This window comes from Leifsonia xyli subsp. xyli str. CTCB07, assembly GCF_000007665.1.
In the GTDB taxonomy this organism is placed as follows: Bacteria; Actinomycetota; Actinomycetes; order Actinomycetales; family Microbacteriaceae; genus Leifsonia; species Leifsonia xyli_C.
Window position 1 is genome coordinate 1,191,087 of record NC_006087.1, and the last position, 15,896, is coordinate 1,206,982.

Annotated in this window: 15 protein-coding genes; 8 read left to right on the forward strand and 7 right to left on the reverse strand. The window is 67.9% G+C overall.

The window, feature by feature from the left end; translation table 11 throughout:
• Positions 1-3: 3 nt before the first annotated feature.
• Complete coding sequence (gene secG / locus LXX_RS05715; protein WP_011185999.1) at positions 4-249, forward strand: preprotein translocase subunit SecG; 246 nt, start codon at positions 4-6, stop codon at positions 247-249.
• A gap of 30 nt (positions 250-279) precedes the next feature.
• On the forward strand, positions 280-645 hold the full coding sequence (locus tag LXX_RS05720; RefSeq protein ID WP_011186000.1) for an RNA polymerase-binding protein RbpA: 366 nt from the start codon (positions 280-282) through the stop codon (positions 643-645).
• A gap of 79 nt (positions 646-724) precedes the next feature.
• Here LXX_RS05720 and pgl read toward each other — a convergent pair whose 3' ends face one another.
• Genes pgl through tkt form a run of 6 tightly spaced genes read right to left on the reverse strand, consistent with a single transcriptional unit; the run spans position 725 to position 8,896 of the window.
• Positions 725-1,495 carry a 6-phosphogluconolactonase gene (gene pgl, locus LXX_RS05725; RefSeq protein ID WP_041767495.1) on the reverse strand — a complete coding sequence of 257 codons (771 nt, stop codon included), beginning with the start codon at positions 1,493-1,495 and terminating at the stop codon, positions 725-727.
• Entirely contained in the window at positions 1,492-2,454 is a 963-nt protein-coding gene (locus LXX_RS05730; RefSeq protein ID WP_011186002.1) for a glucose-6-phosphate dehydrogenase assembly protein OpcA, read from the reverse strand. The genes pgl and LXX_RS05730 overlap by 4 nt, the downstream gene beginning before the upstream one ends.
• A complete protein-coding gene (gene zwf / locus LXX_RS05735; protein WP_011186003.1) occupies positions 2,451-3,992 on the reverse strand; it encodes a glucose-6-phosphate dehydrogenase in 1,542 nt (513 codons plus the stop codon). The genes LXX_RS05730 and zwf overlap by 4 nt, the downstream gene beginning before the upstream one ends.
• Before the next feature lie 26 nt (positions 3,993-4,018).
• Positions 4,019-5,629: a glucose-6-phosphate isomerase gene (locus LXX_RS05740; RefSeq protein WP_011186004.1), complete on the reverse strand. Its 1,611-nt coding sequence runs from the start codon at positions 5,627-5,629 to the stop codon at positions 4,019-4,021.
• Positions 5,626-6,771 (reverse strand): transaldolase, encoded by a 1,146-nt coding sequence (tal, locus tag LXX_RS05745; protein ID WP_011186005.1) that lies wholly within the window; start codon positions 6,769-6,771, stop codon positions 5,626-5,628. The genes LXX_RS05740 and tal overlap by 4 nt, the downstream gene beginning before the upstream one ends.
• Before the next feature lie 31 nt (positions 6,772-6,802).
• Positions 6,803-8,896 carry a transketolase gene (tkt, locus tag LXX_RS05750; RefSeq protein WP_041767498.1) on the reverse strand — a complete coding sequence of 698 codons (2,094 nt, stop codon included), beginning with the start codon at positions 8,894-8,896 and terminating at the stop codon, positions 6,803-6,805.
• A gap of 296 nt (positions 8,897-9,192) precedes the next feature.
• Between tkt and LXX_RS05755 the strand changes: the two genes are divergently transcribed.
• Positions 9,193-10,116, forward strand: coding sequence for a heme o synthase (locus LXX_RS05755; RefSeq protein ID WP_011186007.1), 924 nt, complete (start codon positions 9,193-9,195; stop codon positions 10,114-10,116).
• Positions 10,117-10,558: 442 nt separating this feature from the next.
• Here the strand turns inward: LXX_RS05755 and LXX_RS05760 are convergent, their stop codons facing one another.
• Complete coding sequence (locus LXX_RS05760; RefSeq protein WP_011186008.1) at positions 10,559-11,485, reverse strand: COX15/CtaA family protein; 927 nt, start codon at positions 11,483-11,485, stop codon at positions 10,559-10,561.
• A 297-nt stretch (positions 11,486-11,782) separates the two neighbouring features.
• Between LXX_RS05760 and sufB the strand changes: the two genes are divergently transcribed.
• From sufB to LXX_RS05785, 5 genes are read left to right on the forward strand one after another with little or no spacing between them, the layout of a single operon-like run.
• Complete coding sequence (gene sufB / locus LXX_RS05765) at positions 11,783-13,201, forward strand: Fe-S cluster assembly protein SufB (protein WP_011186009.1); 1,419 nt, start codon at positions 11,783-11,785, stop codon at positions 13,199-13,201.
• A 43-nt stretch (positions 13,202-13,244) separates the two neighbouring features.
• Positions 13,245-14,429, forward strand: coding sequence for a Fe-S cluster assembly protein SufD (gene sufD / locus LXX_RS05770; RefSeq protein ID WP_011186010.1), 1,185 nt, complete (start codon positions 13,245-13,247; stop codon positions 14,427-14,429).
• On the forward strand, positions 14,429-14,758 hold the full coding sequence (locus tag LXX_RS05775) for a non-heme iron oxygenase ferredoxin subunit (protein ID WP_011186011.1): 330 nt from the start codon (positions 14,429-14,431) through the stop codon (positions 14,756-14,758). Before sufD ends, LXX_RS05775 begins: the two co-directional genes overlap by 1 nt.
• A 2-nt stretch (positions 14,759-14,760) precedes the next feature.
• The gene (gene sufC / locus LXX_RS05780) at positions 14,761-15,555 is read left to right on the forward strand and encodes a Fe-S cluster assembly ATPase SufC (RefSeq protein WP_011186012.1); all 795 of its coding nucleotides are present in this window, start codon (positions 14,761-14,763) and stop codon (positions 15,553-15,555) included.
• 9 nt (positions 15,556-15,564) lie between these two features.
• The gene (locus LXX_RS05785) at positions 15,565-15,894 is read left to right on the forward strand and encodes a metal-sulfur cluster assembly factor (RefSeq protein ID WP_011186013.1); all 330 of its coding nucleotides are present in this window, start codon (positions 15,565-15,567) and stop codon (positions 15,892-15,894) included.
• Positions 15,895-15,896: the final 2 nt, after the last annotated feature.

Sequence of the window (15,896 nt, forward strand, 5' to 3'; positions counted from 1 at the left end):
AGCGTGCAGATTCTCCAGGTCGTCCTGCAGGTGCTGCTGGGTATCACCAGCCTCCTGCTGACGCTGCTCATTCTGTTGCACAAGGGTCGTGGCGGCGGTCTCTCCGACATGTTCGGTGGGGGCGTCACCTCCAACCTCGGTGCGTCGGGGGTCGCGGAACGGAACCTCAACCGGATCACCGTCATCCTGGGCCTCATCTGGATCGTGTGCATCGTGGTCCTCGGTCTCATAACCAAGTTCAGCGCCTGACGGCGCACCCTTTTCACCAGAGGAGTATCAGTGGCATCCGGAGGAAGCGCCATTCGCGGTTCGCGTGTCGGTGCGGGCCCGATGGGGGAGCAGGACCGCGGTTTCCACGCGGACCGCATCGCCATCTCGTATTGGGACGCGCTCGGAAACGAGACCGTGCGCTATTTCGCGGCGAACCTGCCGGACGAAGAGATCCCGGAGGTCATCGATTCGCCGTCGACCGGTTTGCCGGCCGGCCGCGACAAGGATAACCCGCCGTCGGTCGCCAAAGCCGAGCCGTACAAGACGCACCTTGCCTATGTGAAGGAGCGTCGTTCGGAGGAAGAAGCGGAGCAGCTTCTGGAGGACGCGCTGAACCAGCTTCGCGCCCGCCGCGGGAAGCTCACCAGCACCTGACACTGCGCGAGACCACGAAGCCCCCGCCGGTCGGTTCAGAACGAACCGACCGGCGGGGGCTTCCTTTTCGCAGCCCGGGCTAGTAGCTCGGTGCGATGAGGTTTTCGGGGACCTCCACGGCGGCATCCAGGTCCACGAAGAACACGGTGCGTTTGCGGCCTTTGGCGCCCGCGACCGGCACCTCAGTGTAGCTCGCACCCGCGAGGGCGAGGCCGAGGGCGCTTGCTTTGTCGCTGCCGGCGAGCACCAGCCAGATCCGGTCCGAAGCGTTGAGCACCGGGCGGGTCAGGCTGAGGCGCTGCGGCGGCGGCTTGGGCGCCTCGCGCTCAGCGATCACCGTTGCCTCCGTCTCGCGGATGCCGGGGCGGTCGGGGAACAGCGAGGCGATGTGGCCATCGGGTCCGACACCGAGGAAGGTGATGTCAAACTTCGGGAAGAGCTCGCCGTCGGGAGCGAAGGCTTCCAGCTCCGCCGCGAACACGCGCACGGCCTCGTCGATGTCCGGAATGTCGTCCTCGGCCGGGAACGGGTGGATGTTCTCCGCAGGCACGTCCAGATAGTCGAGGAGCGCCTCGCGCGCCTGGCGCTCGTTCCGATCCCGGCTCTCGCGCTCGACGAAGCGTTCGTCGCCCCACCAGAAATGCACCTTCGACCAGTCGATCGTGTCGCGGGCGAGGGAGGCATTCACCGCCTCGAGTACCGCGATGCCCATCGCGCCGCCGGTGAGAGCGATATTGGCCTCGTTCCGATCGTCCAGGATGTCGATCGTCTTGGTGAGGAACCGCGCCGCCACCGAGGCCGTCAGGGCCTCCTTGTCGGGGTGGACAAGAACCCGTCGTTCGTTCGTCATGCTGTCGTGCCCGCTCCTTCGTCCGGGGTCCCGAGAAGACCGAGACCCTTCGTGATCACCTCGCCGTAGAGGTCGTCCGGGTCCAGCCTACGCAGTTCTTCCGCGAGGCAGTCCCGGAGGCTGCGGCGGGGCAGCGCGAGGTCGTGGCTGGGCTGACCGGGCTGGGAGAGACGCGCCACGTTCGGCGCCTCGCGCTCCAGCTCGATCGTGCCGGACGACCGCTCCATCTGGACGCCGTGGATGCCGCTGGAGCCGACCGCGCGCGAAGCGAGGTCGTACTGCACCGGAATCCGCAGCTGCAAGCGCAACCACGCGGCGAGGAGGAGGGTGGAGGGGGAGTCGGCTGCCCCGGCCACCTCAACGCCCTGGATGGGCTCGTACGGCGGCTGGTCGAGAACAGCGGCCAGCTGGGCCCGCCACAGGGTGAGACGGGTCCAGGCGAAGTCGGTGTCGCCCGGCGCATAGGTCTCGGCCAGGCGGGCGAGCGCCTCCTGCGGGTTCGGCTGCGCGGAGGCATCCGTGATCCGGCGGGTGGCGATGCGTCCGAGAGGCGAGTACGAGACCTTCGCGGGTGCGATGCCGGGCCACCAGACGACGACCGGGGCGTCGGGGAGAAGCAGGCCAGTGACCAGTCCCTCTTCGTCGCTTGCGGTCTCGCCGTAGGCCCGGAGCACGATGACCTCGCTCGCACCGGCGTCACCGCCGACGCGGATCTGGGCGTCCAGCCGGCCATCGTCGTTCGCGGAGCGCTTCTCTTCGGTCGAGACCACGATGACGCGCATCGGGTGCTCGCGGGAGGCGTCGTTGGCGGCCTCGATGGCCTCCTCCTCCTGGCCCAGATGGGTGGCGATGATCAGGGTCAGGACCCGCCCGAGGGCGACCGCGCCGCCCTCTTCGCGAATCTTGACCAGTGTCTTCGAGATGTTGCTGGTGGTGGTGTCGGGAAGATCGACGATCACGGGCGTCTCCAAACGCGGCCGTCGCGAGCGAGCAGCTCGTCGGCCGACTTCGGGCCCCAGGTTCCGGGGCGGTACTGCTCGGGCTGGCCCTGCGTGGCCCAGAACTCCTCGATCGGGTCCAGGATCTTCCAGGACAGCTCGACCTCCTCGTGGCGGGGGAAGAGCGGCGGATCGCCGAGCAGCACATCGAGGATGAGCCGTTCGTAGGCCTCGGGGCTCGCTTCGGTGAAGGCGTGGCCGTAGCCGAAGTCCATGCTGACATCGCGCACCTGCATCCCGGCGCCGGGCACTTTGGAGCCGAAGCGGATCGTGACGCCCTCGTTCGGCTGGACGCGGATCACGAGTGCGTTCTGGCCGAGCGCGCTGGTCTGAGACTCCGCGAAGAGCTGCTGCGGAGCGCGTTTGAACACGACCGCGATCTCGGTGACACGGCGGCCGAGTCGTTTCCCGGCGCGCAGGTAGAACGGGACGCCCGCCCAGCGCCGGGTGCCGATGTCGAGCTTGATGGCTGCGTAGGTCTCGGTGGCGGAGCGCGGGTTCATCCCATCCTCCTCCAGGAATCCGACGACCTTCTCACCCCCCTGCCAGCCGCTGGAGTACTGCCCGCGAGCGGTCGCCTTCCCCAAGTCCTCCGGCAGGCGGACTGCGGCGAGGACCTTCTCTTTCTCGGTGCGGAGGTCCGTCGCGTCGAACGAGATGGGCTCTTCCATCGCGGTGAGCGCGAGGAGCTGCAACAGGTGGTTCTGGATGACGTCCCTGGCCGCTCCAATGCCGTCGTAGTAGCCGGCCCGGCCGCCGACGCCGATGTCCTCCGCCATCGTGATCTGAACGTGGTCGACGTAGTTGGCGTTCCAGATCGGCTCGTACAGCTCGTTCGCGAACCGTAGCGCCAGGATGTTCTGAACCGTCTCTTTGCCGAGGTAGTGGTCGATGCGGAACACCGAGTCCGGCGGGAAGACGGACTCGACAACGTGGTTCAGTTCGCGCGCGGTCGTCAGGTCGGAGCCGAACGGCTTCTCGATGACGACGCGACGCCATCCCGTGCCGGACTGGTCGGCGAGACCCGATGTGCGCAACTGCTCGGTGACGAGCGGGAACGCCTTCGGTGGGATCGAGAGGTAGAACGCGTGGTTGCCCATCGTGCCACGCTCTTCGTCCAGCGATTCGACGGTCTCCTTGAGGCGCCGGAACGCCTCGGCGTCGTCGAACTCGCCGGGGACGAAGCGGATGCCCTGGGTGAGCTGCTTCCAGACGTCGTCGTCGAACGGCGTTCTCGCGTACTGCTTGACCGCGTCGTGGACGACCTTCTCGAAGTCCTGATCCTCCCAGTCGCGCCGGGCGAAGCCGACGAAGGAGAACCCGGGAGGCAGCAGACCGCGGTTCGCGAGGTCGTACACGGCCGGCATCAGCTTCTTGCGCGACAGGTCGCCTGTGACGCCGAAGATGATGAGACTGCTCGGACCGGCGATGCGGTTCAGCCGTCGATCGGAGGGGAGCCGGAGCGGATTGAACTCTGGGGTGATGTCCACCGGTGGCAAAGGTTTGATCTCCTTAGATCGACGGCTCAGTTGGCGGCCTCGAACAGCGAGACGACATCCGCCCCAGGGTTCGTGAGCGTCAGGGTCAGCACCGGGCGGCCGTGCTCACCGAGGACGCTGGCGTCGCCCGCCGCCTGAGCCTGGATGAGCTCGCCGAAGGTGAACGGACGGTCCGGGATCTCCAGATCCTCGGGGGCTGTGGCGGTGATCTGCAGGAACACGCCAACGGCGGGTCCGCCCTTGTGGAACTGACCGGTCGAGTGCAGGAAGCGAGGCCCCCAGCCGAAGGTGACCGGACGCTCGGCCTTGGCGGCGAGCAGGTCGCGCACGCCCGCGAGCTGCGGGAGCCCGATCCGGTCGACGTAGGCCTGCACCGCGACGTAGCCGTCGGGGCCGAGCTGGGCGAGGAGCGCGTCCACGGCGGCGTCCAGGGTGGAGGCGTCGCCGAGGAAGTCTCCGGTGGTCCGCACCTCGACCCCGCCCGCGGTGAACGCGGGGGCGACCGGCTCGGGACGGTTGTCGAGCAGTGCGCGGGCGGCCACCTTGGCGGCCTCCACATCCGGCTGGTCGAAGGGGTTGATCCCGAGCAGGCGGCCGGCGACGGCGGTGGCGTACTCCCAGACGATGAGCTGCGCGCCAAGGCTGCCGGAGACGAGGATCTCGCCCTCGTGCCGGTCGGCCGGCAACAGGTGGTGCGCTTGCGCATTGGCGACGAGACGGACGACCTGCAGATCGGCGGGCTTGACCTCCAGCTCGGGGGCGAGTTTGTCGAGCACGACGGGCAGCAGGCCGGTGCCCTCTTTGCCGGTGGACTCGGCGATCAGCTGTTCCGCCCAGTCGGCGAAGCCGACGATGTGGGTGCCGTCGGCGACAATGCCGACTTTGTCGCGCAGCGGGGCCGTTCCGGCGATCGCCGCCCCGAGCACGAGGCCCGGGTTCGCATTGTTGTCGACGGCGAGCTCGATGAGCGTCGCCTCCGCCTCGTCCAGCAGCTCGGAGACATCCACTCCGGCGAGACCGGAGGGGACCAGCCCGAAAGCGGTCAGCGCCGAGTAGCGGCCGCCGACGTCCGGGGCGGCGTTGAAGACGCGGTAGCCCGCCTCGCGCGCCGACGCGTCGAGCGGGGAGCCTGGGTCGGTGACCACGACGATGCGCTCGCGCGGGTCGATGCCGGCTTCCCGGAACCACTTCTCGTAGATGCGGCGCTGGCTGTCGGTCTCCAGGGTCGAACCCGACTTGGAGGAGATGACCACAGCCGTCTCCGTGAGGCGGTCGCGGAGGGCCGCGAGCACCTGGCCGGGCGCGGTGGAGTCGAGGACGGTCAGTTCGGCTTCGGCCGTGCGTGTGATGACCTCTGGCGCGAGCGAGGAGCCGCCCATGCCGCCGAGGACGATGTGGTTCACGCCCTTGGCGTGCAGCTCCTCGCGCAGGGCGACGATCTCGCCCACGAGCGGGCGGGAGATCGCGACGGCTTCCGTCCAGCCGAGGCGCTTGGCGGCCTCGGCTTCGGCGGCGGGTCCCCACAGGGCGGGGTTTTGCGCGGTGATGCCGGATGCGACGCGGTCGGCGACGAGCTGCGGGACGACGGTCGCGACCGCCTGCGCGGCGGGGCCGCTGACGTGGATGCGGAAGGTCACTGCGCTGCCTCCGAGTCCTGCGCGTCCGTCAGCGCTTTTCGCACGGTCTCCACGAGTTCGCCCCACGACACGATGAACTTGTCGACGCCTTCGCGTTCGAGGGTTGCGGTCACGTCGTCGTAGTCGACCCCGAGGGCCGCCAGTGCGTCCAGGACGCCCTGCGCTCCCGCGTACTCGCCGGTGACGGTGTCGCCGGCGAGCTGTGCGTGGTCGAAGGTCGCGTCGAGCGTCTTCTCCGGCATGGTGTTGACGGTGTTCGGCGCGACGAGCTCGGTCACATAGAGAGTGTCGGGCAGGCTCGGGTCCTTGACGCCGGTGGACGCCCAGAGCGGGCGCTGCTCGTTTGCGCCGGCGGCGACGAGCGCCTTGGCGCGGTCGCCCGCGAAGGCCTCCTCGTAGACCTTGTAAGCGAGGCGGGCGTTCGCGATGCCGGCCTTGCTCTTGAGAGCGAGCGCCTCGCCGGTTCCGATGGCCGTGAGCCGCTTGTCGATCTCGGTGTCGACGCGCGAGACGAAGAACGAAGCGACCGACTGGATGCCGGAGAGGTCGATGCCTGCGGCTTTGGCCTTCTCAAGCCCGGTGAGGTAGGCGTCGATGACGCCACGGTAGCGCTCCAGGCTGAAGATGAGCGTCACGTTGACGCTGATGCCGGCTGCGATGGTCTCGGTGATGGCCTCGAGGCCCTCGACCGTCGCGGGGATCTTGATGAGGACGTTTGGGCGGTCGACCTTCGCGGCGAGGCGCTTCGCTTCCGCGATGGTCGCGGCGGCGTCGTGGGCCAGCCCCGGCTCCACCTCGATCGAGACTCGGCCGTCGACGCCGCCGGTGGCCGTGTACACGTCGTGGAAGATGTCGCTTGCGTCGGCGACGTCGTCGGTCGTGATCTCGAAGATCGCGTCCTCGACGCTGACGCCGGTCGCCGCGAGACCGCGCACCTGCTCGTCGTAGGCTGCGCCCTGGGCGAGAGCGGCGGCGAAGATCGTCGGGTTTGTGGTCACGCCGACGACGTTCTTCTCGGCGATGAGCCTTTGCAGGCCGCCGCTCGCGATTCGCTCGCGCGAGAGGTCGTCGAGCCAGATTCTGACGCCGGCGGCAGAGAGGGCGGCCGTCGGGGAGACGGCGGTGGAGGATGCGTCTGTCATTGTCTTCTTTTCTCTTCCTTCGTGCCCGCGCTCACAGCGACGCGAGCGATTCCTTCGCGGCGGCGACGGCGTGCTCGGTGGTCATTCCAAATTCGCGGAACAGCGTCTTGTAGTCCGCCGAAGCGCCGAAGTGCTCGATCGAGACGCTACGGCCGTGGTCGCCGACGATCGTGCTCCAGCTCAAGGCGAGCCCGGCCTCGATGGAAACGCGGGCTTTGAGGGCGGCGGGCAGCACCTTCTCCCGATAGGCGGCGTCCTGCTCGGCGAACCACTCGAGACACGGGGCGGAGACGACGCGGGCTTTGATCCCTTCGCCGCGCAGCACGTCGCGGGCCTCGAGCGCGATCTGCACCTCGGAGCCCGTGGCGATGAACAGCACGTCCGGCGTGCCACCCGGCGCCTCGGCCAGGATGTAGGCGCCTTTGGCGACATTCTCGGCTGAGGCCAGGGTGTCGCCCGCTGCCTCACCGTCGCCGCGCTCGAACACCGGGATGTTCTGGCGGGTCAGCGCGATTCCGGCCGGGCCGTTCCGGCGGGTGAGGATGGTCTTCCAGGCGTGGGTGACTTCGTTCGCATCGCCGGGGCGCACGACATCCAGATGCGGGATCGCGCGCAGAGTGGCGAGTTGCTCGATCGGCTGGTGGGTGGGTCCGTCCTCGCCGAGAGCCACGGAGTCGTGCGTCCAGACGAAGATCGACGGAACCCGCATCAGCGCGGCCAGGCGAACCGCGGGGCGCATGTAGTCGCTGAAGATCAGGAACGTCCCGCCGAAGGGCCGGGTCGGTCCGTGCAGCACAATGCCGTTGATGATCGCTGCCATCGCGTGCTCGCGGATGCCGAAGTGCAGCATACGGCCGTAAGGGTTCCCGGTCCACTCGTGGGTGGAGTGCTCGCTGGGAACGAACGAAGCGGCGCCCTCGATCGTCGTGTTGTTCGACTCGGCGAGGTCGGCCGATCCGCCCCACAGCTCCGGCATGACCGGAGCGATGGCGTTGATGACTTTGCCGCTGGCGGCGCGGGTCGACATCTCCGCGCCGGCTGCGAACACGGGCAGCGCGTCCGCGATCCCCGCGGGCGCGGCGCCGGAGAGCAGGCGGTCGAGGAGCTCTTTGCGCTCCGGGTGGGCAGCGGCCCAGGCATCGAAGCCCTTCTGCCACGCGGCCCGCTGCTCGGCGCCGCTGCCGACCGCCCTGCGCGTGTGCTCAATGACCTCCGCGGCGACCTCGAAGGTCTTCTCGGGGTCGAATCCGAGCACCTCCTTGACCGCTCTCAGTTCGTCGGCGCCGAGTGCGGAGCCGTGGATCTTGCCCGTGTTCTGCTTCTTCGGGGCGGGCCAGCCGATGATCGTCTTCAGGACGATCAGCGAGGGCTTGTCGGTGACCGCCTGAGCGTTCTGGATGGCCTGGTACAGCTCGTGGACGTCCTCTGCGTAGACGCCCGTCTTCTTCCAGTCCACCACCTGCACGTGCCAGTTGTACGCCTCGTAGCGCGCCTTGACGTCCTCGGTGAACGCGATGGTGGTGTCGTCCTCGATCGAGATCTGGTTGTCGTCGTAGATCGCGATGAGGTTGCCGAGCTGCTGGTGGCCGGCGAGGCTGGAGGCCTCCGAGCTGATGCCCTCCTCCAGGTCGCCGTCGGAGGCGATCACATAGGTGAAGTGGTCGAATGGGCTGGCTCCGGGCCCGGCCTCCGGGTCGAACAGGCCGCGTTCGTAGCGCTGCGCGTAGGCGAAGCCGACGGAGGAGGAGATTCCCTGGCCGAGGGGCCCGGTGGTGATCTCCACGCCGTCGGTGTGCCCGTACTCGGGGTGGCCCGGCGTGAGCGAGCCCCAGGTGCGGAGCGCCTCGAGGTCTGCCAGCTCGAGTCCGTAGCCGCCGAGGTAGAGCTGGATGTACTGAGTCAGCGAGCTATGGCCGGCCGAGAGGATGAAGCGGTCCCGGCCCAGCCAGTGCTGGTCGCGGGGGTCGCGGCGCATCACCTTCTGGAAGAGCAGATAGGCAGCGGGGGCGAGGCTCATAGCGGTGCCGGGATGGCCGTTTCCCACCTTCTCCACCGCGTCGGCCGCGAGGACGCGGGCTGTGTCTACCGCCTTGTTGTCAATGGGATCCCACTGCAGAGCTGCCACTGGAGAACTGACCCTTCGTAGAGGTGGTGGGGGGGTCGTCGAACGGTGCCCGCACCGATTGAGAGTAGTGCGCGCCGTGGATGTCATTCGGCGCCGGTCCCTTTTTCCATCACATGGCGGGAAAGGGAACAGGGGTTCGGCTGGCGAGCATTCTTAAGTATAGGTACCACACCAACAAGGAGCCTTGTTCCCGGTCGCCTGCTGAAGCCCCGTCGGGGGGAGCACTGCCCCGGAAACCGGCGTGCCGTAGACTTGAGCGGGGCCGTAACACATCATCGAAATCTTTCCGAGGAGCAATGGACGTCGCCGTAGAGAGCCGTGTCGAACCGGTCGGACGCATCGGCGTCTCCCGCAAGGTGAAAGCGTACATCTCCCTGACCAAGCCGCGCGTGGTCGAGCTGTTGCTGGTGACGACTGTGCCGACCATGATCCTCGCGGCGAGAGGCATCCCGAACCTCTGGCTGGTGCTGGCCACCGTCGTCGGCGGCTACATGTCGGCCGGATCGGCCGGCGCGTTCAACTGCTACATCGACCGCGACATCGACCGTGTGATGCGGCGCACGAAGAACCGCCCGCTCGTCACCGGCGAGCTGAGCGACCGCGAGGCCCTCGTCTTCGCTTGGGCGCTCGGTGTGGCGTCGGTGCTCGTGCTCGGCTTCTTCACGAACTGGCTCGCCGCCGGCCTCTCGGTCGCGGCCATCCTGATCTACGTCGTGTTCTACACGCTGATCCTCAAGCGCCGCACCACCCAGAACATCGTGTGGGGCGGTGTGGCCGGCTGCATGCCGGTGCTCATCGGCTGGGCGGTGGTCACGAACTCGGTCGGCTGGGCGCCCGTCATCCTGTTCGGCGTCATCTTCCTGTGGACCCCGCCACACTACTGGCCGCTGTCGATGAAGTACCGCGAGGACTACAAAGACGCCGGGGTCCCGATGCTGGCGGTGGTCCGTGGACGCGCCGTGGTCGGTCTCCAGGTCGTGCTGTACGCGTGGGCGATGGTGGCGTGCTCGCTCCTGCTCATCCCGGTCGCGCGCATGGGCGTGCTCTACACGGCGGTGGCGCTCGTCGCCGGCGGCTGGTTCCTCTACGAGTCGCACCGCCTCTACAACCTTGCGATTTGTCACGCGACGGTGTCGCCGATGCGCGTCTTCCACGGCTCCATCGCCTATCTGACGCTGATCTTCCTGGCCGTCGCCATCGACCCGCTGCTCCCGTTCTGAGGGGCGGACGCCGAGGACGGATCGGCTCGTCCTCGACGAACCCGCGCGAGGCGGACATCGTCGCGGTCTTCGAGGCGTGTCAGGACGCGGAGACGCAGCGCTGGGTGCCGCTGCTTCGTCCCTACACGCACGAGAGCGCCGAGTTCTTCGTGCGCAGCTACTGGCCGGCGTGGTCGAGGTGTGCCGCGACGAGGCCCCGGGGTCGGCCTCCCTCGGCTGCTGGCTGGCGCCGGACGGCCCGTGGCCGCGGGCTCATAGGCGAGGCCCTCGCCGCCGTCTGCAGCAATGCGCTCGCCCCCGCTCCGGACGGCCTCGCTACACCCGTCTGCGCGGGGGCCACCTCATCGGAAACGACCGCACTCGCACCCTTCGCGCAAACGGAGGACATCGCCGTTCCGTCCCGCCCCGGTCCCCTCCGTTTTCGAGGCCGCGGGGCGGTTCGTCAGGCGACCGCGCTGGCGGTGTCGGGCCGAGGCTCGGCGGGGGCTTTCAGTGTGAGGATGACCGCGGTCATGGCGGCGGCGAGGGCCGCAGCCAGCATCATGTGGACACCGACGAGGATGCCCGGCAGGCCGGTGTTCGCCTGGACGAGCCCGACAGTGATCTGGAGCGCTTCGACCGCGAGCAGCCACATCGCGCACCGGCGCACCGACGCCGCGCGGTGGCCCAGCGACCCGGCCACGAGCACCAGCGTCAGGGCCAGCGTCGCATACGCCGGGAGGGCGTGGACATGCTGCAGGATTTCCGGGTTCAACCCGTTGCGCGGCGCGTTGGCGTCCCCCGCGTGCGGCCCCGAGCCCGTGGTGAGGATACCGGACAGGATCGTGACGGCGACGGCGGCGCTGGTGACGTGTGCGACGCCGGCGAACCATCCCGGCACCGCCTGCGCGCGTGGGTCGGGCGCGGTCCGCAGTCGCAGCAGGAACGTCGTGCATAGCGCGACCAGGACGATCGAGACGACGAAGTGGAGGCCGACCACGTACGGGTTCAGCTTCGTGAGCACGCTGAGGCCGCCGATCACGGCCTGCGCCGGGATGCCGAGACCGGCCAGCAGCGTCAGCCAGAACAGGTCCTTCCGTTCCCTGCGCAGTCGCAGGACGGCGACGAACGCCACGACGGCGATCAGCCCGAGCGCGATGCCCAGCACCCGGTTGCCGAACTCGATGATCCCGTGGACGCCCATCTCGGGCGTGTTCACGAGCGAGTCCGCCGTACACTTCGGCCAGGTCGGGCAGCCGAGGCCGCTCGAGGTGAGCCGGACGAGTCCGCCGGTGCCGACCAGCACGATCTGGCCGACCAGGTAGATCCACGCGATGACCGTGAGCCGGGCATCCACGCGGTCCGGCAGCCAAGCGATGATTCGGTTCATGTGTGTGATTCCTCGGTGTCTCTTTCGCTCGATACTCGGGTAACGCGCAGGCGCGTCACTCTTATTGCCGGCCCGCACCTGTAGAATCGGTGGGTTCGAGAAACGCGCTGTGCATGCGCGTGTCAGCGGGCGCTGTTCGTGCCCGCGGTCAGGGCGCTGTCGCCCGTGTCCTCGATTAGTTTAGGTACGCACACCAGCCACCCGCACAATCAGGACGCTCCCAGCCGGTTCGCCGCGCCGGGAGGGGAATGAGCCGGACTGATACCCGGTTACGGATGGAAGGAGAACGAGGTAGATATGTCAGACATCCTGATCGACCGGCCGGAACTCAACTCCCTGGGGCAGTACGAGTTCGGCTGGGCCGATTCCGACGCGGCGGGCGCCTCCGCTCGTCGAGGGCTCAGCCCCGAGGTTGTGAAAGACATCTCCTCTCTCAAAAACGAGCCCGAGTGGATGCTGCAGCGTCGCCTCAAGGCCCTCCAGCTCTTCGAGCGCAAGCCGATGCCGACCTGGGGCGCCGATCTCTCCGAGATCGACTTCGACAACATCAAGTACTTCGTCCGCTCCACCGAGAAGCAGGCCCAGAGCTGGGAAGACCTGCCCGAGGACATCCGCAACACTTACGAGAAGCTCGGCATCCCGGAGGCTGAGCGCCAGCGTCTCGTTGCCGGTGTCGCCGCTCAGTACGAGTCGGAGGTCGTCTACCACCAGATCCGCGAGGACCTGGAGCAGCAGGGCGTCATCTTCCTCGACACCGACACGGCGCTGAAAGAGCACCCGGAGTTCTTCGAGGAGTACTTCGGCACGGTCATTCCGGCCGGGGACAACAAGTTCGCCGCCCTGAACACCGCCGTCTGGTCCGGCGGGTCGTTCGTGTACGTCCCCAAGGGGGTACACGTTGAGATCCCGCTTCAGGCGTACTTCCGCATCAACACCGAGAACATGGGCCAGTTCGAGCGGACGCTCATCATCGCCGACGAGGGCAGCTACGTTCACTACATCGAAGGCTGCACCGCACCGATCTACAAGTCCGACTCGCTGCACTCCGCGGTGGTCGAGATCATCGTCAAGAAGAACGCGCGGGTGCGGTACACGACCATCCAGAACTGGTCCAACAACGTCTACAACCTCGTCACCAAGCGCGCACAGGCCGCTGAGGGCGCGACGATGGAGTGGATCGACGGCAACATCGGCTCCAAGGTGACGATGAAGTACCCGTCGATCTATCTGATGGGCGAGCACGCCAAGGGCGAGACCCTCTCCGTCGCGTTCGCCGGCCCCGGCCAGCGCCAGGACGCGGGCGCGAAGATGATCCACATGGCGCCCTACACGCAATCCTCGATCGTCTCGAAGTCGATCGCGCGCGGCGGCGGCCGGGCCGGCTACCGGGGCGAGGTGCGAGTGGACGCCAACGCGCACCACTCGGCGAACACCGTGCGCTGCGACGCGCTGCTGGTGGACACGATCTCGCGCTCCGACACCTATCCGGCGATCGACATCCGGGTGGACGACGTGCAGCTGGGCCACGAGGCCACGGTCTCGCGCGTGAGCGAGGAGCAGCTGTTCTACCTGATGTCCCGGGGGCTTCCGGAGGACGAGGCGATAGCCATGATCGTCCGCGGCTTCATCGAGCCGATCGCCCGGGAGCTCCCGATGGAATACGCACTCGAACTCAACAAGCTCATCGAAATGGGCATGGAAGGCTCCGTCGGATGATCCTCTCTCCTCGTACCTCCTCGAAAGGAAATGTGGGCTGACCATGACGTCCGCAAGCACACCGGCGCAGACCACCGAGCCGGTCCCACCGGCGCACCTGCGCGCGCCCGTCCCGGTTCAGACCCGTTCGGAGCGCTTCACCTCCACGGAGGTAGCCGACTTCCCCGAGGTCACCGGCCGCGAAGTCATGTGGAAGCATACCCCGGTCGCCCGGCTGACCGAGCTGCTCACCGGTGAGCTCGACGGCGCTCCGTACGTCTATGACGCGACGACGGCTCCGGGGGTGACCACCGCCTGGATCGGCCGCGACGACGCCCACATCGGCGCCGCCGGCACCCCGGAGGACCGCGCCTCCGCCAACGCGTGGACCGGCTTCGAGCGGGCGCTGCTCGTCTCGATCGCCGGGGACGACGCCAAGGAGGTCACCCTCACCCGTTCGGCCCTCGGTGGGGCGGCACGCGCGGCGCACACCGTCGTGGAGGTCGCCGGCGGCGCTCGTGCCACGCTCATCCTGCAGAACAGCGGTCCCGCGCATCTCAGCGAGAACGTCGAGTTCCTCGTCGGGAAGGACGCCGATCTCACCGTCGTCACCGTTCAGGAGTGGGACGACGACGCGCTGCACGTCGCGGCGCACTTCGCCGAACTCGCGGAGGGCGCTCGCATCAAGCATGTGGCCGTCACCCTGGGCGGCGGGGTCGTGCGGCTGAACCCCTCGGCGCACCTCGCCGGGGCCCGCTCGGACGCCGAACTCCTCGGCGCGTACTTCGCCGACGCCGATCAGCACCTCGAGCAGCAGGTGTACGTGTACCACGACGGCCCGGAGACCCGCAGCCGGGTGACCTACAAGGGCGCCCTTCAGGGTGTGGGCGCGCGCACAGTGTGGATCGGCGATGTGCTGATCGGCCCGAAAGCGACCGGCACTGACACCTACGAGCAGAACCGCAACCTCGTCCTGACGGACGGCGCCCGGGCCGACTCCATACCGAACCTGGAGATCGAGACCGGCGACATCGTGGGCGCCGGTCACGCCAGCGCGACCGGCCGTTTCGACGACGAGCAGCTGTTCTACCTGCAGTCCCGCGGCATCCCGGAGGAGGAGGCTCGCCGCCTGGTCGTGCGCGGCTTCCTCTTCGAGATCGTGCAGCAGATCGGCTCGCCCGCGCTGCAGGAGCGTTTGCAGACCGCTATCGAAGCCGAACTCGCCCTCTCCGTCACGGCGGCGAGCTGATGGCCGGCACCCGCGTGCTCTCGGCGGCGGAGCTGGTCGAGAACCAGCCGACCCGCGTGTTGGTGGGCGGCGTCCCCATCGCGCTCGTCAAGGACTCGGCCGGCGACATCCACGCCATCGGCGACACCTGCACGCACGGCGAGATCTCGCTGTCCGAAGGCTTCGTCGAAGGCGAGACGCTCGAGTGCTGGGCCCACGGCTCCCCGTTCTCGCTGATCACCGGCAAACCCCTTAACCTCCCGGCGTACGAGCCGGTTCCCGTCTTCCCGGTCGAGGTCATCGACGGAGACGTCTACATCGACCCGACCATCACGAAAGAGATCCAGTAAGCATGTCAGTCCTCGAGATCCGCGACCTGCACGTCACCGTCGAGACGGACCAGGGCGTGAAGCCCATCCTGAACGGTGTCGACCTGACCATCCGAGAGGGGGAGATCCACGCCATCATGGGCCCGAACGGCTCCGGTAAATCTACCCTGGCGTACACCATCGCCGGTCACCCGAAGTACATCGTCACGCAGGGCAGCATCGCCCTCGACGGCGAGGATGTGCTCGCCATGAGCGTGGACGAGCGCGCCCGCGCCGGCCTCTTCCTCGCGATGCAGTACCCGGTGGAGATCCCCGGGGTGACCAACACGAACTTCCTCCGCACCGCGAAGACCGCCGTCGACGGCCAGGCCCCCGCCATCCGCACCTGGGTGAAAGACATCCGCGAGAGCATGGCGAATCTCCGGATGGATTCGTCGTTCGCGGAGCGCAACGTCAACGAGGGCTTCTCGGGCGGCGAGAAGAAGCGCAACGAGATCCTGCAACTGGAGCTGCTGAAGCCGACGTTCGCCGTGCTGGACGAGACCGACTCCGGGCTCGATGTGGACGCGCTGAAGGTTGTGTCGGAGGGTGTCAACCGGGCCAAGGAGAACACCGGGCTCGGCATCCTGCTGATCACGCACTATACGCGCATCCTGCGCTACATCGAACCGGACTTCGTGCATGTCTTCGTCGCGGGCAAGGTGGCGGAGGAGGGCGGCCCGGAGCTCGCGGAGCGCCTGGAGGAGGAAGGCTACGACCGCTTCGTCGGCGCTCCCGAGTCCGCGTCCGGCGTCTCCAGCGAACAGGCTGGGGCGTAGGCTGATCGTATGTCCAGCACGCTGAGCCCGGCGCTCTTCGACCTGGTCGAGGAGGCGCTGAAGAATGTCATGGACCCCGAACTCGGGATCAACGTCGTCGACCTCGGCCTGATCTACGATCTGGGCTGGGACGACGAGAACAACGCGCTCATCATCTCCATGACGCTGACCAGCGCCGGCTGCCCGCTCACCGATGTGCTCGAGGAGCAGACCGCCGAGAGCCTCGACGGTATCGTCGAAGCCTTCCGCATCAACTGGGTGTGGATGCCCCCCTGGGGTCCCGAGCGCATCACCGACGACGGTCGCGACATGATGCGCGCCCTCGGCTTCGCGATCTGACC